Origin of the sequence: Bizionia sp. M204 (assembly GCF_023205095.1) — a bacterium.
Taxonomy (GTDB): domain Bacteria; phylum Bacteroidota; class Bacteroidia; order Flavobacteriales; family Flavobacteriaceae; genus Algorimicrobium; species Algorimicrobium hallyeonense.
In genome coordinates, this window is sequence record NZ_CP046242.1 from 1,520,964 (window position 1) to 1,543,363 (window position 22,400).

At 35.2% G+C, this 22,400-nt stretch carries 21 protein-coding genes; 6 read left to right on the top strand and 15 right to left on the bottom strand.

Translation table 11 applies throughout. The annotated features are described in order from the left end of the window. Positions 1-39: 39 nt before the first annotated feature. Positions 40-813 carry a carboxypeptidase-like regulatory domain-containing protein gene (locus GMA17_RS06805; protein ID WP_248400384.1) on the top strand — a complete coding sequence of 258 codons (774 nt, stop codon included), beginning with the start codon at positions 40-42 and terminating at the stop codon, positions 811-813. 300 nt (positions 814-1,113) lie between these two features. Here the strand turns inward: GMA17_RS06805 and GMA17_RS06810 are convergent, their stop codons facing one another. Both GMA17_RS06810 and GMA17_RS06815 read right to left on the bottom strand, forming a co-directional pair. Next, positions 1,114-1,779 carry an RNA methyltransferase gene (locus GMA17_RS06810; RefSeq protein ID WP_248400385.1) on the bottom strand — a complete coding sequence of 222 codons (666 nt, stop codon included), beginning with the start codon at positions 1,777-1,779 and terminating at the stop codon, positions 1,114-1,116. 65 nt (positions 1,780-1,844) lie between these two features. Continuing rightward, positions 1,845-3,047, bottom strand: a complete 1,203-nt coding sequence (locus GMA17_RS06815) for a CHRD domain-containing protein (RefSeq protein WP_248400386.1) — start codon at positions 3,045-3,047, stop codon at positions 1,845-1,847. A 107-nt stretch (positions 3,048-3,154) separates the two neighbouring features. Between GMA17_RS06815 and GMA17_RS06820 the strand changes: the two genes are divergently transcribed. Continuing rightward, entirely contained in the window at positions 3,155-3,835 is a 681-nt protein-coding gene (locus tag GMA17_RS06820; protein ID WP_248400387.1) for an NAD-dependent deacylase, read from the top strand. Positions 3,836-3,864: 29 nt separating this feature from the next. On the opposite strand, the gene GMA17_RS06825 is transcribed toward GMA17_RS06820, so the two are convergent. The 7 genes from GMA17_RS06825 to GMA17_RS06855 all read right to left on the bottom strand — a co-directional run bounded on the left by GMA17_RS06825 (position 3,865) and on the right by GMA17_RS06855 (position 10,433). Then, complete coding sequence (locus GMA17_RS06825) at positions 3,865-4,065, bottom strand: helix-turn-helix transcriptional regulator (RefSeq protein WP_248400388.1); 201 nt, start codon at positions 4,063-4,065, stop codon at positions 3,865-3,867. Then, a complete protein-coding gene (locus GMA17_RS06830) occupies positions 4,065-4,511 on the bottom strand; it encodes a hypothetical protein (RefSeq protein WP_248400389.1) in 447 nt (148 codons plus the stop codon). The genes GMA17_RS06825 and GMA17_RS06830 overlap by 1 nt, the downstream gene beginning before the upstream one ends. Positions 4,512-4,595: 84 nt before the next feature. Then, positions 4,596-5,321 (bottom strand): DUF6090 family protein, encoded by a 726-nt coding sequence (locus GMA17_RS06835; protein WP_248400391.1) that lies wholly within the window; start codon positions 5,319-5,321, stop codon positions 4,596-4,598. After that, positions 5,321-6,862 carry a serine hydrolase gene (locus tag GMA17_RS06840; RefSeq protein WP_248400392.1) on the bottom strand — a complete coding sequence of 514 codons (1,542 nt, stop codon included), beginning with the start codon at positions 6,860-6,862 and terminating at the stop codon, positions 5,321-5,323. Before GMA17_RS06840 ends, GMA17_RS06835 begins: the two co-directional genes overlap by 1 nt. A 145-nt stretch (positions 6,863-7,007) precedes the next feature. Continuing rightward, complete coding sequence (locus GMA17_RS06845; protein ID WP_248400393.1) at positions 7,008-8,645, bottom strand: ABC-F family ATP-binding cassette domain-containing protein; 1,638 nt, start codon at positions 8,643-8,645, stop codon at positions 7,008-7,010. A 66-nt stretch (positions 8,646-8,711) separates the two neighbouring features. Further along, positions 8,712-9,944 carry a glycosyltransferase gene (locus tag GMA17_RS06850; protein WP_248400394.1) on the bottom strand — a complete coding sequence of 411 codons (1,233 nt, stop codon included), beginning with the start codon at positions 9,942-9,944 and terminating at the stop codon, positions 8,712-8,714. Between the two features lie 15 nt (positions 9,945-9,959). Then, on the bottom strand, positions 9,960-10,433 hold the full coding sequence (locus tag GMA17_RS06855; RefSeq protein ID WP_248400395.1) for a heme-binding domain-containing protein: 474 nt from the start codon (positions 10,431-10,433) through the stop codon (positions 9,960-9,962). A 73-nt stretch (positions 10,434-10,506) separates the two neighbouring features. Here GMA17_RS06855 and GMA17_RS06860 point away from each other — a divergent pair, with 73 nt between their 5' ends. From GMA17_RS06860 to GMA17_RS06870, 3 genes are all read left to right on the top strand, one after another. Further along, complete coding sequence (locus GMA17_RS06860; RefSeq protein WP_371922423.1) at positions 10,507-11,034, top strand: adenylosuccinate lyase; 528 nt, start codon at positions 10,507-10,509, stop codon at positions 11,032-11,034. A gap of 120 nt (positions 11,035-11,154) precedes the next feature. Next, positions 11,155-12,498: an adenylosuccinate lyase gene (purB, locus tag GMA17_RS06865; RefSeq protein WP_248400401.1), complete on the top strand. Its 1,344-nt coding sequence runs from the start codon at positions 11,155-11,157 to the stop codon at positions 12,496-12,498. Position 12,499: 1 nt separating this feature from the next. Beyond that, positions 12,500-12,691, top strand: coding sequence for a hypothetical protein (locus GMA17_RS06870; RefSeq protein ID WP_248400402.1), 192 nt, complete (start codon positions 12,500-12,502; stop codon positions 12,689-12,691). A 54-nt stretch (positions 12,692-12,745) separates the two neighbouring features. On the opposite strand, the gene GMA17_RS06875 is transcribed toward GMA17_RS06870, so the two are convergent. Genes GMA17_RS06875 through GMA17_RS06890 form a run of 4 tightly spaced genes read right to left on the bottom strand, consistent with a single transcriptional unit; the run spans position 12,746 to position 14,919 of the window. Next, on the bottom strand, positions 12,746-13,291 hold the full coding sequence (locus GMA17_RS06875; protein WP_248400403.1) for a DUF4252 domain-containing protein: 546 nt from the start codon (positions 13,289-13,291) through the stop codon (positions 12,746-12,748). Positions 13,292-13,298: 7 nt separating this feature from the next. After that, the gene (locus GMA17_RS06880; protein ID WP_371922424.1) at positions 13,299-13,934 is read right to left on the bottom strand and encodes a DUF4252 domain-containing protein; all 636 of its coding nucleotides are present in this window, start codon (positions 13,932-13,934) and stop codon (positions 13,299-13,301) included. A gap of 6 nt (positions 13,935-13,940) precedes the next feature. Further along, entirely contained in the window at positions 13,941-14,423 is a 483-nt protein-coding gene (locus GMA17_RS06885) for a hypothetical protein (RefSeq protein WP_248400404.1), read from the bottom strand. Further along, positions 14,410-14,919: an RNA polymerase sigma factor gene (locus tag GMA17_RS06890; protein ID WP_248400405.1), complete on the bottom strand. Its 510-nt coding sequence runs from the start codon at positions 14,917-14,919 to the stop codon at positions 14,410-14,412. The genes GMA17_RS06885 and GMA17_RS06890 overlap by 14 nt, the downstream gene beginning before the upstream one ends. A 133-nt stretch (positions 14,920-15,052) precedes the next feature. Between GMA17_RS06890 and GMA17_RS06895 the strand changes: the two genes are divergently transcribed. Then, a complete protein-coding gene (locus GMA17_RS06895) occupies positions 15,053-16,483 on the top strand; it encodes a S41 family peptidase (protein ID WP_248400406.1) in 1,431 nt (476 codons plus the stop codon). 126 nt (positions 16,484-16,609) lie between these two features. On the opposite strand, the gene GMA17_RS06900 is transcribed toward GMA17_RS06895, so the two are convergent. Then, entirely contained in the window at positions 16,610-19,378 is a 2,769-nt protein-coding gene (locus tag GMA17_RS06900; RefSeq protein ID WP_248400408.1) for a T9SS type A sorting domain-containing protein, read from the bottom strand. A 270-nt stretch (positions 19,379-19,648) separates the two neighbouring features. Further along, positions 19,649-22,300, bottom strand: coding sequence for a T9SS type A sorting domain-containing protein (locus GMA17_RS06905; protein ID WP_248400410.1), 2,652 nt, complete (start codon positions 22,298-22,300; stop codon positions 19,649-19,651). Positions 22,301-22,400 lie beyond the last annotated feature (100 nt).

A 22,400-nucleotide genomic window follows, 5' to 3' on the forward strand; every position in this document is an offset into this window, starting at 1 on the left:
TTTTTTTGTTTAGTACTTTTATTGTTTAATTTAGCCAGCATGAAGCACTACCTATTCCTACTTATTGCATTGTTTACCTTTTATCTTGGTTTCTCACAGGACCAAACCTATGTAAAGGGCGTTATTATAAACGCATCACAAGGGGAACCTTTGGAAAGTGTTAATATTGTAAATTTAACACAGGTAATTGGTACTACAACCAATGCCGAAGGAGAATTTACCTTACGTGCCCAAGCAAATGATACGCTGCACCTCTCCTATTTAGGTTTTAAATCTATAAAAGTTCGTGTTACTAATGACTGGATAAAGTTTGGAACGTCTACCATCCAATTAAATGAATTGGCACTAGCTTTAGAAGAAGTCGTTATAAATGATTTCCGCTTAACAGGAATTTTAGAAGTGGATATTCAAAATGTGCCCATCAATAATAATTACCGATACAGTATTTCTGGTTTACCATCCACAGGCTATGAAGCTGGAAATCGTAGCAATGCCATAACCAAAGCATTGGGTGCTATTTTTAATCCTGCCGATTTCCTCTATAAAATGTTTGGGAAAAATCCGAATGAGATGAAAAAACTCAAACAGATGAAGCAAGATGATGAAATTAGAAACCTCCTAGCCTCGCGTTTTGATCGGGAAATGTTAACGGTTTTACTACAAGTAGACCGTGTAGACTTAGATGAAATAGTGCGTCAATGTAACTATTCGGCCGATTTTATAAATAGCGCTAACGATCTTCAAATACTGGATGCTATTAGTGAATGCTATGAGGAATACAAGGTGTTGAGTCGGAGTCGGAAAAAGCGGTAGTTTATTATTAGGTATAGAATCACATTTAAAAATACTTTCATAAATATAAGAACCAAGATAATAGCATGAAAGCACAAAATTTTCATGAATTTTGGACTATTTTTTTCCCCTACTCCTACCTGCCATGTTTCCGATTAGATGTTTTATGAAATTTTATTCAGAATTCAACTTAAACCAACCTTCTGCATTTGCCTTACTTTTGTAAATAGGATTTCTATTTTATTTTTATTTTAATTATTAATTTTATAAAAAAGCTGAATTCAGCGAAAAGAATAATACAAAAAACATTTATTTAAACTCTTAACTTAAACCACTCTCCTCATAATACCGCTCCACGATTTCATCATAACTTTTAATCGTTTTCTTGATCCAATCTAGACGTTTTTCTAACTTTTCATTTTCGGTAAGCTGCCAAGGAATATCCGTTTGTTTTAATTTGGTGGTAACATGTTGTAAAATAATGGCTGCCGATACAGAAATATTCAAACTCTCTGTAAATCCCGCCATCGGTATTTTTAAATAACCATCTGCAGCATCTAAAACCTCCTGCGATAAGCCTTCTGTTTCCCTTCCGAAGAAGAAACAAGATTTTTTAGCCACATCAAACTCATGCAACAAACAATCATTGGTATGTGGTGTGGTTGCTATAATTTGATAACCTTCTTGTTTTAAGGCTTTAATGGCATCTTTTACATGGTGATGGCGTTTTAAATCCACCCATTTTTGCGCGCCCATGGCGATTTCCCTATCTATGCGCTTGCTATTTACTTCTTCTACAATATGAACTTCTTGTATACCAAACACATCACAACTTCTAATTACGGCACTTGTGTTATGCAATTGGTACACATCTTCTGTAGCAACCGTAAAGTGTTTGGTACGTTGTGATAATACACGATTAAATTTTTCGCGTCTGCTTTCGGTTAAAAAGCCTTCTAAATGGTTTAGTAATTGTAAATCAATCATGCTCGGTATAAAAAAAAGAAAAACCCGACGTTATATCAGGTTTTTATAGTTTAAAATGGTACTAATTAATTATCCACATTCACACCAATATTGCCTTGCGCAATAATGGTTCCTAAATTAACTGTACTTTCATGTACATTAATATAGCCATTAATTTGAAGTACATCGTCATATCCAAAGGGCGTGGCATCATCTAACTGAATAATACTAGTTTCACTTCTACCTGTAGCACCATCCACTGGATTAAAAGTCAATACAACAGCACCCGTAGTATTTATATCATTCGCATGAATATGTGCTGGATGTACATCGCCAGCTATGGTGTTTTCAATTTCTAAAACCGCTAATGCTTCGCCACTTTCACGTTTGTAAAAGGTGGCTGTTCCTTGAACTTCTGGTGCATCTACTTCGCTTAAAGCATACACTACGGATTCACCTGTTAAACCGTTTATGCCAATATCGCCTTGGGCAATAACTGTATCATCGCTTGCACTTAAATGTGCATTCACATACCCATCAAACGCGATTAAGTCTTCATATAAAAATGGTGTTCCATCATCCAAAGCAGACACATTGGTTCTACTTAAACCTGTATCACCATTAATGTTATTAAATGTAAAAGCAATAGCGCCTCCTTCAAGCGCAGTATTGAAATGAATATGTGCAGGATGCTCGGTTCCTGGAATGGCATTGGTTAATTCAATACGTGCTAGGGCTTCCCCATTTTTTCGTTCAGAAAACTTGGCATTCCCGCTAATTTCAGGAATATCACGTGTACCTAATGTATAGGTTTTTGATACACCTGTTAGTTCATTCTGTCCAATATCACCTTGGGCTAAAACAATGGCTGGTGAATTATTATTTAATAGAACATCAATAAACCCATCAAACTCTAATAAATCTTCGTAGGTAATTTCTGTTCCATCATCCAAAGTTGTAAATCTGGTTGTACTTCTTCCTGTTGTACCGTTCAAGCTTTCTAAACTTATAGCTACTGTTCCGCCTTCGGCTGCCGTATTAACCCGTAAGTTTGTTGGGTATGTTTCTCCTGGCAATGTACCAGACAGTTTAATTTCTATGGTTATAGAAGCGTCCTCGTTTTTTATCATCCGGGCATCGCCAATTACGGCTGGATCTGAAACGGGATTTAACGTGTATGTGGTTGAGATTAGTTTAGATTCTAATTCGGTAATATTATCATCACTTGCACAATTGGTAAATGTGAGTGTTGAACATATGCTAATGATAGCTACTAAAATATTTTTCATTTTTACTTTTTCTTTAGACTGCCTAAATTTACAATTTAAACTAGTATCTGAAAACGGAAACGTATTATTATATGAATTTCGTACACAATTTTATATTTTTAAAGTCTATGAAACATATAGTTGTATTATCAGGAGCCGGTATAAGTGCCGAAAGTGGGATTAAAACATTTCGTGATGCCGACGGTTTATGGGAAGGTCATGATGTTATGGAAGTGGCTTCACCACAAGGTTTTCGAGTAAATCCAGAATTGGTTTTAGATTTTTATAACAAACGGCGGAAACAACTTTTGGAAGTCAAGCCGAATCAAGCACATGTGGATTTGGCGGATTTAGAAACCGATTATAAGGTTACCATTATAACACAAAATGTAGATGATTTACACGAACGTGCAGGGAGTTCCAATGTCATTCACTTGCATGGCGAATTACTAAAAGCTAGAAGCACCTTTGATGAAAACACCATAGTAGATTGGAAAACGGATATCCACTTTGGTGATATGTGCCAAAACGGCTACCAAATGCGACCACATATTGTATGGTTCGGTGAAGCGGTTCCTATGATAGAAAAAGCTATGGACGTTTGTGAAACAGCAGATATATTACTAATTATTGGAACCAGTATGCAAGTATATCCTGCTGCTAGTTTAATGCATTATGTTCCAGAAAATACACCCACTTATTTTATAGACCCGAAGCCATCTGTGGTGAATCAAAAAGACATTACACTAATTCAAGAAACAGCTACTGTTGGTATGCGAGTATTTAAAAAATTACTAGCATCAAACTAATATTTAATACAGAGATTAACATACAAAACTTAATCATTGGATGATAGTTTAAAAAATGCATTCACCGGTTTCCCAAATAATGAAGAAAGCTTTAATGCCAAAACCGTTGAAGGCACATATCTATTTGCTTCTATAGAATTTATTGTTTGGCGCGAAACACCTATTTTTTGTGCTAAATCTTCTTGGGTTAGATTTAAAATGGCACGCTCTACTTTTATCGTGTTTTCCATTATCGGTTACGTTTTAAAACTTCAAAAAAACCAACTTGAATCAGCAACATAAATAACAGCACTTGAATATGACTGGTAGTGCTTACAACATGTTGTTCTTCTAAAAAGAAATCAACAATAAAATTAGCCAAAGGCTGTAACATGGTATAACCTACGCCAATAATAAAAGCTAAAGAATAGGATTTTGATCTTAAGGTTTCAATCAGCTCATCTTCAATTTTTTCTTTAGATAAGGACATTATAAGTAAACCCAAAAGCATGGCATGTTTTAGAGTTTGAATCGACCAGGTGGGTAGGTCATCTATAAATTTAAATCCTGTAACCCCAATAAAACTCAAAATGAGTATAATAAAGCCTAACTTTTTAAATGAATGAGGTAGTCTTACTTTATTTAAGAATAGCTCCAGTTTGGTGCGTTCACATGTTTCAATTTCTTTTAATTTCATGACAAGTATGTTTAGTATTTAGACAAATATATTTTCCTATATGACAAATATACTTTACATTTTTGAAATTTAAAAATATGTTTGTTATTTATTTATTTCTGAATCAATTATAACTATAAGTTCTTCAGTTAAATCTAAAAGAACCTCACTTACTAAATTAATGCTTTTTGACGCGCCATTTCTATACCGTAATTGCATATCCAGTAAATAGCGTTGTTCGTTGGTGAAATTAATAGTATCAACCAATTTACCAAATTTGTCTATTTGAAATCCCATGGTATTATTTGATGCAAACTTTCCAAAATTAGAGTCTACCATGTACAAATTATTATTGTTCACTACGGATTCCACATAATCCAAACGTTGAAAATAACGGACAATCGTATTTTGTACACTCGCATTGGAAATTAAATTAACACTGCCACTCGCTATCATATTATTAAATGTAGCACGATTGGCTTTAAATGTGCGACGCGCTGTTAATTCATGAAGTTTTCTCGGCAAAGTTGCCTTGTCATAATCAGGATTCATAAATTGAAGTGCGGAATCTATTTTAGCCATTATACCTATCTCATAATCTATCTGCTCGATAATCAATTCTTTCTGAATGATGAAATCTGATTTAAAATCTTCTAATAGCACCTTTTCTAATTTAAGATTATGATTTTCTTTACTCCAAGTGTTGATTTGTAAGGCTAACAATATGCCAATAACCACCAGAAATATTTCGCCTATGGCATAAAAAATATAGCGTTTAAAGCGGTTTTGTTCAAGCAGTCGCTTTCTTATTTTTCGTATAGCTGAAACCATTAATCAAGCCGTTTTAAATATAAATCTTGAAAATCGAAACTAAAATCGATATTAGGCGAAATCCCTTTCATAGTAAATCCATTTGCTACTCCGTTTTCGTCTAGCGTGAACATGGCAAAAGCATCGGCATTCATATCTTGGTATTCCCATTTAATGGCGAAGGTTTCATCTTTATAAAATTGTAATGGCCCATTTAATAATGGCGAACGATGGCTTTTAAGCCATAATTGATTATCCTTCACAAACACTTCCATTTTTCCAAACCAAACATCTTCATACATACCAATATAATTCTTGATTTTTATTTTAGATTGGTCATTTTTAGCAACAGAATCCCACACTTTTTCAACAACCGCATCTGCGCCACTTTGATTGGATTTCATATAAGCTGCATATTTGTCAATCCACTGAAAATCATCCATGTCCAAGTACATATCTATAATGGTTTGGGTAATGGCTGAAAATAAGCCACCACCATCATTACTCGTATTAGTCAGCACAACAATTCCTAAATCCAGATCAGGAATCATTACTACTTTAGACAACATACCAGGCAAACCACCTGTATGCTCTACCTGCATATTCCCTTTTACGTCAGTAAGAAACCAACCTAAACCGTATCCGGCAAAATGACTGTTGTATCGCGGATTGCTATTTGCATCCATAACGGTATGGATTTTCCACATTTCGTAATGATTGTCTTTGGAAAACAATTGCTTTTTCAATCCATCGCCATACGTTCCCTCATGTAATTGTAAGAGCATCCAAGCTGACATATCATTGACATTTGAGAAAATACCACCAGCTGCACCATTTATCATTTCTTCAAACGTTGGGATGATGCGAATTGTTCCCGTTTCTGTAGAATGTGATGCTGATACATTTCCAGTTTGAGGGATTTCAGCTAAAGAAGCATAGGAATTATCCATACCTAAAGGTTGAAAAATACGGGAATCTATAAAGGCTTCCCAAGTCATACCGCTTTTCCTAGCTATCAACTCACCAGCAACGATATACAATAAATTATCATAATCCCATTTGGTGCGGAATGCCGATTCTGGTTTAAAATGCTGAAAACTGGCTAATAAATCATCTATAGTGAAATTAGAACCTTGCGGAAAAAACATTAAATCGCCTACACCTAAACCCAAACCACTTCGGTGTGTTACTAGATCGATAATGTTAAAATTTTCCTCCACATATTGATTATACATGGTGAATTCTGGAATATGGGTTTTTACTTTATCGTCCCAGTTCAGTTTCCCATCTTCCACCAACATGGCTAAAGCTGCTGTAGTAAAGGCTTTACTGTTAGAGGCAATGGCAAAGTTAGTATTTGGATTAACGGGTTCTTTAGTATCTATAGATTTGACACCGTAACCGCTTTCATGAATTATTTTTCCATCTTTTACCACAGCCACGGCACAACCAGCAACGTTGAATTGAGACATGGCATAATTAACAACAGAGTCAATTTGTTTGGATGTAACTTGAGAATGAACGGGAATGGTGCATACAGCTAAAACGAGCAGTAAAACCATTTTTTTGAAGCATGTGTTTTTCATGAACTGGATTACATAGGATTAATAACTGATTGAAAGATAATTAATTAGCTTTCAAATTCCTGTTTGAAGTGATGATAAACGAAAAATTTATCCAATTTTTTCCAGTATGAATACGAACAAATTATTTCTTTAAATCGATTTGTTTTAAGTTTTCCATACGATTACGGATTAAGAAATCATCAATCGTTTCAAAATGTTCAATGACGCGTTGGTTTTTAAACTCGAAGACTTTTTGTGATAAACCTTGAAGGAAATCACGATCGTGAGACACCAAAATAAGGGTACCATCAAAATCTAAAAGCGCCTCCTTTAAAACGTCTTTACTTTTTAAATCCAGGTGATTTGTTGGCTCATCTAAAATGAGCAAGTTAACTGGTTCTAAAAGTAATTTCACCATAGCTAAACGTGTTTTTTCACCTCCAGATAGCACACTCACTTTTTTATCAATGTCATCACCTTTAAACATGAAACCGCCCAAAATATTTTTTATTTGGGTGCGAACATCGCCTTGCGCCACTTCATCAACGGTTTGAAAAATAGTTAAATTCTCATCTAACAGGGATGCTTGGTTTTGAGCAAAATATCCCACTTTTACATTATGACCTAATTGGCAGGTGCCATCTACAGGAATTTCACCCATAATGGCTTTTATCATGGTTGATTTTCCTTCACCATTTCTACCAACAAAGGACACTTTTTCACCTCTAGAAATAGACATGTTGGCATTTTTAAATACCACATGATCTCCATAGGATTTCGATAAATCCTTGACTGTTACAGGATAATCACCAGATCGTTGTGCTGGCGGAAATCGTAATTTTAAAGCGGAGGTATCAATATCATCTACTTCAATAATCTCCAGTTTCTCTAACATACGCTCACGAGAATTTACCTGATTTGTTTTAGAGAACGTGCCTTTAAATCTTTCAATAAATGCCATGTTATCGGCAATAAACCGCTGTTGTTCTTTATATGCTTTTATTTGATGTAAACGACGATCTTCTCGCAGTTGTAAATAATGTGTATAGTTGGCTTTATAATCGTAAATACGACCCATAGTCACCTCAATCGTACGATTGGTAATATTATCAATAAATGCCTTATCATGGGAAATAACCATGACCGCATTGGCTTTATTTAGCAAGAAATCTTCTAACCAAATAACAGATTCAATATCAATATGGTTGGTTGGCTCATCTAATAGAATTAAGTCCGGCTTTTGAAGTAGCATTTTGGCTAATTCAATTCGCATACGATAACCACCACTAAATTCACTGGTTTGCCTGGTAAAATCTGAACGTTTAAAACCTAAACCTGTCAAAGCTTTTTCCACTTCCGCATCATAATTAACATCTTCTAAAGCGTAGTATTTTTCCCCTAAATCGGACACCTGGGTAATGATGTTCATATAATCATCGGACTCATAATCCGTTCGGGTTTCCAAGGCTTTATTCAAAGCGTCCATTTCGTCTCGCATTTGGAAAACATGAGCGAAGGCTTTGGAGGCTTCCTCAAAAACGGTACAATTATCTTCAGTCAATAAATGTTGTGGTAAGTAAGCAATAACAGCATCTTTAGGAAACCGTACATTACCACGAGTTCCTTTTTGAACACCTGCCACAATTTTCATCATGGTCGATTTTCCAGCACCATTTTTACCCATAAGGGCAATTTTATCATTTTCATTTATGGTAAAGGACACATCGCTAAATAAGGTGTGACCGCTAAACTCTACTGCTAAATTATCTACTGAAATCATGGCTTTAAATTTAAAGGCGCAAAGCTATGAAAAAGCGCATCAATATTAGTGAATATTCTGAAGTGCTTATTTATTTTTTAATTCTATCCACTTACTCATAAATTTGGTACTTTGAAGTGACTGATGTTGCAGCATCTGCCCAGTAAAATTATGTTCTCTGTGATTTAGCAAATTGGCTGTTATACTATTGATAGTTTTTATAAAAGAAGATTGAAATTGGGTTTTATCAAATCGGTTATTTATAATTTGAAATCCGTTTTGTTGTTTGGTTTTCCAGGTCGTTTCCGTGGTATAAAGTGCTACGGCTTTGTTGATAAATTCGATTGGATTATCAGCAATAAATCCATTGGAATCTAATGTCCGGAACATACCTTCTGCAGCAATCGAACTCATAATTGCTGGCGTTCCGTTTTTCATGGCATCAATTAATTTACCTTTCAATCCGGCACCAAACTGCAATGGCGCCAAACAAACTCGTGACGCTTGCATGACTTCTGAAACCTGATTAGCAAAACCTTTAACTAAAAAACCATCTTGTTTTTTGTGTAATTGTGTGACCTTCTGATTTGCATATGCGCCAAAAATATGCAGTTCCGCTTGTGGTAATTGCTTACGGATTCCTGGCCAAATCACTTCTTTTAAATATAAAACCGATTGGTAATTGGGTTTATGAAAGAAGTTTCCAATGGTTATGAAATTAGCTCTGGCATGAAAATCGGGCAACATTTCAGATGCTTCTTTAGAGATAGTCTCTAATAAAAACGGTAAATAATGAATTAAATTTGTCTCTACCTTGAAGTATTTCTCAAGTAATTCCATTTCCGCTTCGGAAATAATAAGGCTTAAATCGCATCTATATATACTGGCAATTTCCCGTTTGGAGGTGTCATTTACAAGGTGTTTTCTATAATTGGTATCACCTGCTTTTAAAGCTAACTCGCGTGCTTTTCTTAAGCCATGTAAATCTTCGGTGTCTAATAATCGGAAAGCATTTGGGCAATTTTCAGCTACACGCCATCCAAACTGTTCTTCAGTTAAAAACCGATCGAACAATACCACATCGGGATTTTCCGATTTTATAAAATTATCAAAACTCGAATCGTTTAATTGGATTGCAACTTCCGGAATGCCAAGTGTGGATAAAGCGAAAGCATTATCTGTTTTAGATGTGGTTGTTGCAAAGGTAATTTTATAGTTTTCGGATTGAAAAAGCGATATAAGTTGCATCATCCGGGTTCCAGCAGCTGAACTTTTTGGTTCAGGCCAAACACAACCAATTATAAGTAGTTTTTTAGTCATATAACAAATAAAAACCTATTCGGGTCTTGGCACTAAACTATAAATGACACGCATATTTTTAGCCCAATTAATAACACTTTCTATTTGCGCATCCGTTAAATTGGCTTCCTGATGAGTCCACAAATAAGAGTCCAATGGCATTTCCTTTTCTTCTACCATTTCTATTAACTCCTCTAACTTATGATCTTTCTTTTTTGCCGAATAATCATTCCAAACCGACACATTAAAATGTTTTTTTCCATCGTTTACATGTTCGGCCAACCAGTAATTTATAGGTGTTATAGTATTATACCAAGGATATCGTGTGTGGTTACTATGGCAGTCAAAACAGGTTTCTTTTAAAATGGCAGCTACATCTTCTGGCGGATTGGTTTCCGTTAAAAATGGTTGAACAGTTGCTATATCACCGGTGTTTTTTTCTGGTCCAAAAAATTGTGCAATAGCAAAAACAACTAACAAAACAATCAGAATTTTCTTTACTATTTTCATTTTGTGTAATTTTATCTATCAAAAATAGGAAAAACTATTGACTACGGACCAACTATACGCTGAATTAAATTATGTGAACCATTCGAGAGAAAAGCGCTTACATTATGCCAATTTGGTAATTAACAACCCAAAATTAATTCCGAAGTTACTAGCAGTACTATTTCGTGTTGATGATAAAATTTCTTGCAGAGCCGCCTGGGTTTTAGAGTTTATGTGTCATGAAAATTTAGAATACTTGATTCCTCATTTAGACACGTTTACAGCAAACATACACAAAGTTCATTTAGACCCAGCAGTAAGACCCATTGCTAAAATTTGCGAGTATTTAGCCAAAGCATATTACGCTAAAACACCAAATAAGATCCAATTACATTTAAATCCCATTTACCAAGAACGGATAATTGCCGTTTGTTTTGATTATATGATTCATGATGAGAAAATTGCGCCTAAAGCGTATTCCATGAACACCTTATACCTGTTTGGAGCAGATTATGATTGGATTCACCCGGAACTCGTAATAATATTAGAACGGGATTTCCAAATGCAGAGCTCGGGTTTTAAGGCACGAGCAAAACACATTTTAAAGAAGCTTAAAAAGTAGCTGGTTTTATAATTCATTCATTACCTTGGGAAAGAAGATCATCTTAAAAAACACATATCATAATCCGTCTATTCTTTTGGATTTCCGTATCTTTGCAGCTTTTAAAACACAACAACAATCATGTCTATATCTTCCTTAAATGCCATTTCTCCTATTGATGGTCGTTACCGTAATAAAGTTGAAAAATTAGCCCCTTATTTTTCTGAAGAAGCGTTAATAAAATACCGCGTACAAGTAGAAATTGAATATTTTATTGCATTGTGCGAAGTGCCGCTGCCACAATTAGCCGATTTTAACACGGCACTATTTGACGATTTACGCGCTATTTATAAAAATTTCACCGCTATTGATGCATCTGCCATTAAGGATATTGAAAAAGTAACCAATCACGATGTGAAAGCGGTTGAATACTTTATTAAAGAAAAATTTGACAGCTTACAAATTTCAGAATATAAAGAGTTTATTCATTTCGGATTAACGTCTCAAGATATTAATAATACATCTATTCCTTTGAGTATTAAAGATGCTATGAATGATGTATATGTTCCTGAATATTTTGAAGTTTTAAACAAATTAAAAACATTGGCGGAAGATTGGAAATCCGTTCCTATGTTGGCTAGAACTCATGGACAACCTGCTTCTCCTACACGTTTAGGAAAGGAAATTCACGTATTTGTTACACGTTTGGAAGCTCAATTTGATTTATTAAACGATATTCCTAGTGCGGCAAAATTTGGTGGTGCCACTGGAAACTTTAATGCACATCATGTTGCCTATCCAGAAATAGATTGGAAAGCTTTTGGCAGTCAATTTGTACAGGAAAAATTAGGGTTACACCACTCGTTTCCTACCACACAAATTGAACATTACGATCATATGGCAGCTTTATTTGATACTTTAAAACGTATTAATACCATATTAATTGATTTAGATCGAGATATCTGGACCTATGTGTCCATGGATTATTTTAAACAGCGCATTAAAGCTGGCGAAGTAGGAAGTTCTGCCATGCCTCATAAAGTAAACCCTATTGATTTTGAAAATAGCGAAGGGAATTTAGGAATAGCCAATGCTATTTTCGAGCATTTATCAGCCAAATTGCCAATTTCCAGATTACAACGCGATTTAACAGATAGTACGGTTTTACGTAATGTAGGTGTTCCTTTTGGACATACTATTATTGGGTTTAAGTCTATTTTAAAAGGTTTAAATAAACTGCTTTTAAACGAAAGTAAGTTTGCCGAAGATTTAGAAAACAATTGGGCTGTGGTTGCAGAAGCTATTCAAACCATTTTACGTCGCGAATCGTATCCAAATCCGTATGAAGCTTTAAAAGGATTAACACGTACCAATGAAAAAATTAATCAACAATCCATTTCAAATTTCATTGATACATTAGAGGTTTCGGATGGGATTAAAAAGGAGTTAAAAGCTATTACACCTAGTAACTATACAGGAATTTAAAATGTTAACAGATAAACAATCTCTAATCCTTTGCGGAATTGTAGGTGTCAGTTTTTCAGTAGCTGGGATTTGCGGCTTATTGGAGAACTATATGATAAGTGGGATTTTCATGGCATTATTTTTGGCTATTTTAATCAATATTATTGTAACAGTTTCAAAGCATCATAAGAAAAATGATGACCAAACCACTTAAAGCAAAAAAGCGATCTACAAAAGATCGCTTTTTTTATAATTATTTGTCTGAATATTATTTAAAGAAATTGACAATATCTTTTAATTGTTCAGAATCTTCAAAATTAGTGTTTTGAACGGCACTAGCCAATGCTCCAATTTGTTCGGGACGCATATTATCACCTAAAATTCTAACCACACCAAAGCCCATTTCTTTAGAGCTTCCAAAGACAATAACTTCTTCCGCACTGTCATCATCTCCCAAATAGGAAATAACGAAGGTCATACCACTATCTCTAAACTCCATGAGTTCTGTATATTTTACATTACTTAAAATGGCTTTAACTTTTGCTAATTCGGCGTTATAAGTGGTCATATTGGTTTCGCTTGCTTTAAAACCTAAAAAGTTTAAACGCTGAACAGATTTATAAGCCTCCTTTTGCTCATCCGTTAAGGCCGCTTCATCTAATGCTACAATAGACGTTGGAATATCGGCCGTAACAAAATCGGCTTTTTCCTGATTATCTACAAAATACGTTTGTAATGATTCGCCTGAATTACAGCTTATTAGTGACATAGCCACTAATAAACTGAACAGGGTATATTTGATTGATTGTTTCATGATGGTATTATCTCTTATCTTTCTTTTCCAAATGTTCACCACCTGGAATATTCATTTTCTGGGTTAATTTAGAAATTTGATTTAAGTTAATATCTCCTGTTAATGAAACTACCACTGTTTCAAATTCACGTTTTTTACCATTCATATTAATATCCATATCTTTTGTAACAGCTCCAATACCATCTACAAACATCAGGAATTCACTTACATGGTCCGAATCGCGGCCTTCCTTAACATAAAATGTCATATTCATGCCATCATCTTTAACGACCATTAATTCCTCTAAACCACCTTTTCTAGATTTTACCCATTTAGATACATCGGAAGAAATAGCTTTATCTCCTGTGGAAATGACTTTAAAACTGGTAATACTATTCACCATATTGATATATTCTTGTGATTCTGGATCATCCGTATTAATATCCATTTTAGCTAACATTTGAAACATTTTAGGTTTAATGGACACATAGGTTACTTCAGGATTCTCGCTGTATTTTGCAAAAATATCTTGTGCTTGAGAAGCGAATGGCATCATCATTAGTGCCAAAACGAAAATAAGGGTGTACTTTTTCATAGGGTTTGTTTTTAATTTATTTAATTTTTCACGGTTAGTAATGGTGTTGTTATTAATTATTGTTTTCATTTCAGTTTATTGTTTGTTTTTAAATATTCTATTTGTGGAATTCTCCATTTCTTTTAAGTAATTGACTTTAGACATGCCATTATTAACAGCATTTAAATAATTTACTTTTTCAAAACCTTTATTCATGTGTGTTGAAATCATTTCGAGTGATTTAACCACTTCATTATAAGCTAACATAGGATCGTCATAGGTTCCTAAATCTTCTTGTGTATGCAACGGATTATTGAAATATAAGCTTATTGAAAGTACTGCAATGGCAGCAACTGTAAGCCATTTATAATTAAATATGGTTCGCGATTTCAAAGGCAATTCTTTAATAGAGACTTCTTCCTGATTTGCTTTAAAGTAAGCAAACATAGGTTTGTACATCTCTAAATGCGGTGCCACATCATCTTGTGTAAAATACGCCTTCAATTGTGCTTCTTCCTGAAGCGTGGTTTCGGCATTTTCATATTTTTCAAGTAATTTTTCTATATTATTTAATACCATAATTATGTGTATTAGTTAATTTTTCACGTATTGTTTTTCGAGCTCTTGATAAGGCTACTCGGACGGCTGTTTCATTCATATCTAGCATTTTGGCTATTTCATTATAATCGTATTGCTCAATATCCCGCAGCTGAACAACCATTTTTTGCTGTTCTGGCAAATCTGCCATAATCTTACTTACCCAATCCAAACTATCATTGACCTCAACTTCCTTTTGTAAGGACACATTATGATCTTCATAATTACTATGTACAATTTTTAAATTCTGTGCCTGTTTAGATTTTAATTTATCTAAACAAAAATTTTTTGTCATGGTCATTGAAAAGGCTTCTATGTTTTTATAGTTGCTCATTTTCTCTTGGTTTTTCCACAATTTTAAGATAATCTCTTGAGTTGCATCTTCTGCTTCCTCCCGAGACACAAGCAATCGTTTGGCTAAACGAAAGACTTTATCTTTAAATGGCATGACAATATTCAAAAATTCTGTCTGTGTCATAGTTTGTGGTTAATCAATAATAGCTGGTTTTTGCCTACTTACTATTACGACGATTGATAACTTAATTTGTTACAAATAATTTTTATTATGTTATAAAGTAACTACTTTTAATTCGACAAAAAGAACAATTAAAATGAAAATAGCTATGAAAAACCGAACTATTTATTTACTCGTTATTTACGCATCTACCCTATTTACGGGCTGTTTTGAAGATATAGATGATAATCCAGCATCTACCCGTGACTTAAATGATTTTGTTTGGCGAGGTTTAAACACCTATTATCTCTATAAGGATAATGTGCCGGATTTAGCAAACGACCGGTTTGATACAGGTTCCTATGAAGCATTTTTAAATAATTATCCTTCACCAGAAGCCTTGTTTGAATATTTACGCTATCAACCACAAACGGTGGATAGGTTTAGTTGGATAACGTCTAATTACATTCAATTGGAACAACTATTAAGTGGTACAACACAAAACAACGGCATGGATTACGGCCTTATGCGTTATCCAGACGGTTCGGAAAACGTGTTTGGATATGTTGGATATGTATTGCCAAATTCTAGCGCTAGCAATCAAGGCGTCTCCAGAGGAACTATTTTTTATGCTATTGATGGCATTCCAATTACTACCTCTAATTTTAATAGTTTATTACGAAATACTACCTACACTATTAATTTAGCAGATTATAATGATAATGGAACCTCTCAAACGAGCGATGACAATATTACACCAAATGGCCAAAGCATTACACTTTCAAAATCTTCCCTTACTGAAAACCCTATTTTTAAAACAGAAATATTTGAAGTTGCCGGAGAAAACGTAGGGTATTTAATGTATAATGGATTTACTAGAGATTTTGATTCGCAATTAAATGCCGTGTTTGGTCAGTTTCAAGCAAATAATATTCAGAATTTAGTTTTGGATTTACGTTATAATTCGGGAGGCTCTGTTAATACAGCTATTTTATTGTCTAGTATGATAGCTGGACAAACTGGCAATGTGTTTAGTACGGAAGAATGGAATTCTGATATTCAATCTCAACTATCAGAAGCACAAACCACGAATTACTTTACAGATAATGATGCTGGAGCTCCTTTAAACATTTTAAATCTAAACAAGGTGTATGTTTTAACCACAAAACGATCAGCATCTGCTAGTGAGTTAGTTATAAACAGTTTAGATCCTTATATAGATGTGGTTCAAATAGGAACCGAAACTGCTGGTAAATTTCAAGCATCCGTAACGCTTTATGATGCGCCCGATTTTCGTAGAGCAAATGCAAACCCATCACATTTATATGCTATGCAACCTCTAGTATTAAAATCCTTGAATGCCGTTGGTAATACGGATTATAGCCAAGGCTTATTTCCGGAAATACCGCAGTCCGAAAATTACAGCAATATGGGAACACTGGGCTCTGAAACTGAACCGCTTTTAGCAACAGCTCTACAGCTTATTTTAGATGATAGCCGCATTTATATTCCTTTTGTAGAACCTTTGGATTTAGTTGGAGATAAGTCCGATGTCTTACCACTGTCTATTGGTATGTATGTAGATTAGTTGTTAGTTGTTAGTTGTTAGTTGTTAGTTGTTAGAAAATTATACTATTACATGACTATTTGAATTTATAAAACAAAAAACCCAGACTTTCGTCTGGGTTTTTCTATACACTATAGTTTAGGCATATTAGTTTTTAAGAACGCGAATAGTTTCAGTCGTTTTACCAATAGTTACTTTTACAAAGTAAGCTCCTGTTTGTAAGTTAGACATATCTACCTCGCTTGCAACAGTATTAGGAGACGTACGAAGTACTTCTTGTCCTAACATATTGTAAACAGCCACCTGTTGAATTGCTTTTTGAGTTTTTAACATTAATAAATTATTAACCGGGTTTGGATAATACGTTAGCGCTGAATCCATATCAAAATCTTGCGTAGATAATGTTGTATTAATGGTAATATCATGTGTAGACGGATCTCCTGAATTTATCCAAGCTCCTACTTGAATATAATAGTTAGTCCCAGCTACGGATGTAAATGTTAATACAGCAGGATTATTAAATGGATCTATGCTAAAATCACACGTACCTAAAGTTATTCCTGCACAGTCAGGACTTGCATAAACACCAATTTGCGAATCTTCGTTAGGAGAATCGACCGTTATAGTTAAATCGCCGCCATCTCCAACAACCGTGTACCATACATCATTCCCTATTGTTCCATTACAAGAAGTTGACGATGCACCTGTTGCATTAAAAGTTGTACCAGATGTTGTACTTCCAATTGCAATTGCAATTGCACCAGAACAATCGTCGTTTGCTGGAGGTGGACCTGGCGTATTAAATGTGTAAGGTCCTACCCAAATACTAGTATCGCCTGCTCCACAATCTGCACGTACATAGAAATCATAAGCTGTAGAAGCAGATAAACCTATAAGTGATTCCGGGTTGTTTGTAGTTCCCGTAATCATAGTCCCAGTTCCTAACGTAAAGTTTTCTGCTCCCCATTCTACATCCCAAGTTGTGGCTGTTCCATTTTCAGTCCATTGTAAATCAGCCGTAGTCTCTGTTAAGTTGGTTGCATTTAAACCAGTTGGTTCAGGACACGTTGGTGGTGTGTTTAAACAAAATGTTACATCACCAAAATTATCATTATTCCAATCGTAAATTCTTACATAATATGTAGCAGAAGGTGTTAAACCTGTAAAGCTAGCTGTTGCGGCTGTAGTACAGCCAACTTCTACCAAGGAACCACAAGAACCACTAAATAGTTCAAGTTGTGTTGTAGAAAAAGCAGAGGCACTTCTAGTATACACTAGTTCTGTTTCACCTGCTGGCATATCAAACTGGTACCAAATATCGCCACCTGCATAAACTGCAGTTGCACAACCAGCTTGAGCAACTCCAGAGTCCGTTGCACCTGTATTGTTTCCTGTTACTGTAGTTCCACAAGCACCAATTCCAATAGGAGCAATTTCTGCAGTGGCACAGTTATCATTAGTTGGAGGGCATGTATCTAAACCAAAAGTTCCTAATGTATAATCGCATCCCGCGTCTGTATGTTCTATATTTAATGTTGTATCAACACCAAATGCATAGGGACCAAATGTTACTGTTCCTGTAAATGCTTGCGGAGAAACACCATCAGTAATATTTGTTGCATCTCCAGCATCAGTTACTACCACTTCAATGGTATATGTTGATGTACCACAGTCCTCAATGACTGAAGTTGTAGCTGCTCCTGGTGTACAGTTTAAACAAATTACATCCCAATCCCAGTCTTGATTAGAAGCACAACTTTGAACCGAGCCATCAGAATCTACAGCTACCGTAATAGAAGAACCGGAAGCAGTAAATTCTAGACCACTTAAGTTTCCGCCATTTGCACCTCTATATAATTCCGTTACGCCATCACTATCTATAATTACTAAATCATCACAACAATTTTCAATAGAACCAGCATTAAAAATAACTTTTAAGTTAGATCCATCACTACTTTCATAAACGAAGTCTGTGTTATCATTAGCTGCATAACAAAATGTTGTGTTTAATGGCGTTCCGCACGTAACAATACTAGGACATTCATCATACGAAAAATTACCTAAAGTGAAATCGCATGCATTATCGGAATGAACCACCATTAAGGTTTGTGTCGTTCCAATTGCAAAAGGACCAGCTGTAGCAGTTGTTCCAGAAATTGGATATGTTGTGGTTCCATCAGAAACACCCGTAGCATCGCCAACGGTTGTAAACTCTACATTTACAGAATATTGAGAAGTAGCACAGTCTTGAACCACTGCAGAAGAATCAACCACTGCAAAGGTGCAGGTAGGAGGTGTTCCATCTATATAGTTAAACTGAATGTTAGGTCTGTTGTTTATTACATCTGAAGTAGGTAACCCACAAGCTGTTGTTCCGTCTCTTCTAACTGATCGGGCGCCATTTGCCGTATTTGCAGTTGTAGCTACTTGACCATAAGGTCCTGTATATGGGTTCTGTCCATCCGTACAAATATCAATTACTATATTATCAACACCGTTCCAAACAAAATTAGATGTAAAGGTTATCATATCATAAACACCAGATGCTGTTACGGTAGGATCATAATCTGTTGGTCCAAAAACCGTTACTGTAGGTGATGTATTATGTGCTGCTGAATTGGTAGCTGCTGTATGGCCAATTTTGATTGTATAACCTAACAAGGCACCACCCGCATAATCCCCGACTATATCAAAGCCTAAAGCTGTAATTTCATCAAAAGGTGTCATCATGGTACTTAATTCTGCAGCCGTATATACTACTTGGTACCGCATGGCATTATAAAAGCCATTGATTGGATCAGAAGCCGTAGAGCCCGTAACATCTGTTCCAGAGCCAATAACGACCGTTTGCGCGTTAGCCTGCCACGTAAAGGCAAAAGCTAAAAACATAATAATTTGAATTGTAGTTTTTTTCATTTTAAAATTTGTTTAGTTAAATTAATAGACTTTTAATATACTACATTTATTATAGATGTTAAAAAATCCATAACAGTTTTATAATTTAACACCAAAGACAGGAATAGCTCCGTTTATAAAAGATAAGCTAGTAAAAACGTCAATATTATGTGTAAAAAACGAGTAGAATATTTAATAGAAAAGCTTAATACCCTTCCAACCGAAATAAAAAAAACCCAGACTCTCGTCTGGGTTTTTCAATACAATATAATTTAATAACTACTCCGCTTATTAGTTTTTAATAACGCGAATTGTTTTCGTAGCATTACCAATAGTTACTTTAACAAAGTAAGCACCTGTTTGTAAGTTAGACATATCTACCTCACTTGCAAATGTATTAGGAGCCGTACGAAGTACTTCTTGTCCTAACATGTTGTAAACAGCCACGTTACTAATATTATTTTGTGCTTTCACATTTAACACATTTGACACTGGATTCGGATAATACGTAAACGCATTTGGAGAATCAAATTCATCTGTTGTCATGGTTTCACACTCTAACATAATTTTGTAAGTACCTGTTGTTGTACTACCATTTGAATAATGTGCGATATACACATAATATGTTTCTCCATCAACACTATCAACAATGGTGTATGATTCTTGACCAGTACTTTGATCATCACAACCTATATTTACTAGCGCACCACAAGTACCACTTGTTATTGCTAATTCGTGATCAAAATCCGCATCTACCGTCACTATTAAATCTCCACCGTCACCAGTAAAGGTATACCAAACGCCATTATTACCGATAGAACAGCCAGAGTCTTCTTGTGTTCCAGTAGAACCTTCCGTCGTTCCAGTAATACTATCTCCACATGCAATAGCCTCTGCTGTAGCACATGAAATGTTAGTTGGTATTGGACCTGAAGTTGTAAACGTATATGGACCAGACCATGCACTTAAATCACCACCACCACAATCAGCTTGCACATAGTAATCGTATGTTGTTAATGCGGTTAATCCAGATAATGGTTGTGGATTTGTTGTAGTTCCTGAAATTAATGTTCCTGTTCCTAATGTGAAATCTGTAACGCCCCATTCTACATTCCAAGTTGTTGCAGTTCCAGCTTCTACCCAGCCTAAATCCGCAGAGTTTTCTGTTATTGCCGAAGCTGAACCAGACGATGGCTGTAAACAACTTGGCGCTGTACCTACACATACGTCAAAACTTGTTCTAATTGAAGCAGAAGAACTATACGTATAAATTCTAAAGAAATACGTGTTTGCTGGTGTTAAACCTGATAAGTTAATTGGTGAATTAGGTGTATCTTGACATACTAAACTTGCACCACCACATGCATCAAAAACTTGAGTAACGATATCAGTTGCACCACCAGTATTAGTAATTGTAATTCTATGATCTGTACTTGTTGCAACAAAAGAATACCAAACATCATCATTTGCTGTACCGCTACAACCTGCTAAACTTTGTGTTGCCCCTATAGTTGTTCCTGAAACAGAACTAGCACAAGAATAATCTGGATCCACAGTTAAAACTGTTGCATTTGAACACTCATCGTTTGATGGCGGACAAATAGTCTGTGTAACAGCTGCTTTAACAACTGTACAAGAATCATCATCATTATCATCGTTAAGTGTAATAACCACATCAACACCATTTACATAAGGACCAAATTGTAATGTTCCAGCAGCCGTTAAAGCTTGAGATGGGTTTCCTTGATCGTCTGAAACCGTTAAATCTGTTGCACTTCCCATATCTGTTACTTCAACATCTACATAAAAACCACCACTTACATCACAGTCGTTTACTACAGTAACTGTTGAGGTAGATGCTGTACAGGTGTTTTCTGTTATATCTAACGTATATGCTGTACTTTGCGGTGATGGATAGGTAGATATTACAATATAGTATGTTGTTCCTCCTATCAAACTAACTTCTGGGATACTAGGGTTTCCACTACTTTGCGTATCAGAATCCACACAAGTTACAAAAGGACATTGTTCGTATATAAATAAACCAGTCCATGAACCTGTCCCAGAAGTGGTCATATTTACTGACATATCTGTTGCTGGAGTAAAACTATAAACAACATCATCACCTGTAAGATAACCAGAAGTAGAACAAGGCTCATCTGCACTACCGTAATCATCGCCATAATTAGACGTATTATCAGTTGTAGAATAAGGTAAAGCTCCAATAATAATTGAATTCTCGCAAACTTCACCTGGTAGTGTACATGATGTTATAAAATCACCTAATGAAAAATCGCATGCGCTATCAGAATGAACAACAGAAAGGTTTTGTGTTGTGCCATTTGCAAATGGCCCAGCCATAGCTGTAGTTCCAGTAATAGGATAATTAGTTGTTCCATCAGAAACACCTGTAGCATCACCTACCGCAGTAAAATCTATATTAACCATAAAGGTTCCAGCTGCACAATCATCAACGACAGTAGAAGAAGCTATTTCAGCTGTTACACAAGGCGCAACAGGAACAACGATCATAAATGATGCTTCAAGCTCTTCTGGAGTTCCTTCACAAGAAGTAGATGCGTCTGTATCTTCACCATCATCCGGCGATACACCTCCATTATCACCTATTACATTTCCATAGGAAGTAATAGTAATAAGTGTACCATCCCAACCATCATCATATTGATCGTAACAATTAACATAATAAGTCCCTGGTGGTAATGATATATTCTCATTGATCAAACCAGAACCATTACATTGCGTTCCATCACCTTGACCCCAAAATTGAGTACCTCCACCATCTGGTGCATCAGTAATAGACACCCACTTTTCTCCAGGGTAATCTCCTCCAGAAGTCGTAATATTAATTATTGATTGCGCATATGTCTGCCACGAAAAAGCAAAACAACATAATGCAAATAAGTAAAATGTAAATTTTTTCATTTTTAAATTGGTTTTAAATTAATAGTGCTCCAATATATTACAATTAAAAAGGTTATACCATATCGATGAGATTGTTATCGATAAAAAGCACGATTTAAAC

Excerpts from the sequence above, each read along its gene's own strand:
- GMA17_RS06805 (WP_248400384.1), top strand. The coding sequence starts at position 40 with ATGAAGCACTACCTATTCCTACTTATTGCATTGTTTACCTTTTATCTT.
- GMA17_RS06810 (WP_248400385.1), bottom strand. The coding sequence starts at position 1,779 with ATGATTGATTTACAATTACTAAACCATTTAGAAGGCTTTTTAACCGAA.
- GMA17_RS06815 (WP_248400386.1), bottom strand. The coding sequence starts at position 3,047 with ATGAAAAATATTTTAGTAGCTATCATTAGCATATGTTCAACACTCACA.
- GMA17_RS06820 (WP_248400387.1), top strand. The coding sequence starts at position 3,155 with ATGAAACATATAGTTGTATTATCAGGAGCCGGTATAAGTGCCGAAAGT.
- GMA17_RS06825 (WP_248400388.1), bottom strand. The coding sequence starts at position 4,065 with ATGGAAAACACGATAAAAGTAGAGCGTGCCATTTTAAATCTAACCCAA.
- GMA17_RS06830 (WP_248400389.1), bottom strand. The coding sequence starts at position 4,511 with ATGAAATTAAAAGAAATTGAAACATGTGAACGCACCAAACTGGAGCTA.
- GMA17_RS06835 (WP_248400391.1), bottom strand. The coding sequence starts at position 5,321 with ATGGTTTCAGCTATACGAAAAATAAGAAAGCGACTGCTTGAACAAAAC.
- GMA17_RS06840 (WP_248400392.1), bottom strand. The coding sequence starts at position 6,862 with ATGGTTTTACTGCTCGTTTTAGCTGTATGCACCATTCCCGTTCATTCT.
- GMA17_RS06845 (WP_248400393.1), bottom strand. The coding sequence starts at position 8,645 with ATGATTTCAGTAGATAATTTAGCAGTAGAGTTTAGCGGTCACACCTTA.
- GMA17_RS06850 (WP_248400394.1), bottom strand. The coding sequence starts at position 9,944 with ATGACTAAAAAACTACTTATAATTGGTTGTGTTTGGCCTGAACCAAAA.
- GMA17_RS06855 (WP_248400395.1), bottom strand. The coding sequence starts at position 10,433 with ATGAAAATAGTAAAGAAAATTCTGATTGTTTTGTTAGTTGTTTTTGCT.
- purB (WP_248400401.1), top strand. The coding sequence starts at position 11,155 with ATGTCTATATCTTCCTTAAATGCCATTTCTCCTATTGATGGTCGTTAC.
- GMA17_RS06870 (WP_248400402.1), top strand. The coding sequence starts at position 12,500 with ATGTTAACAGATAAACAATCTCTAATCCTTTGCGGAATTGTAGGTGTC.
- GMA17_RS06875 (WP_248400403.1), bottom strand. The coding sequence starts at position 13,291 with ATGAAACAATCAATCAAATATACCCTGTTCAGTTTATTAGTGGCTATG.
- GMA17_RS06880 (WP_371922424.1), bottom strand. The coding sequence starts at position 13,934 with ATGAAAACAATAATTAATAACAACACCATTACTAACCGTGAAAAATTA.
- GMA17_RS06885 (WP_248400404.1), bottom strand. The coding sequence starts at position 14,423 with ATGGTATTAAATAATATAGAAAAATTACTTGAAAAATATGAAAATGCC.
- GMA17_RS06890 (WP_248400405.1), bottom strand. The coding sequence starts at position 14,919 with ATGACACAGACAGAATTTTTGAATATTGTCATGCCATTTAAAGATAAA.
- GMA17_RS06895 (WP_248400406.1), top strand. The coding sequence starts at position 15,053 with ATGAAAATAGCTATGAAAAACCGAACTATTTATTTACTCGTTATTTAC.
- GMA17_RS06900 (WP_248400408.1), bottom strand. The coding sequence starts at position 19,378 with ATGAAAAAAACTACAATTCAAATTATTATGTTTTTAGCTTTTGCCTTT.
- GMA17_RS06905 (WP_248400410.1), bottom strand. The coding sequence starts at position 22,300 with ATGAAAAAATTTACATTTTACTTATTTGCATTATGTTGTTTTGCTTTT.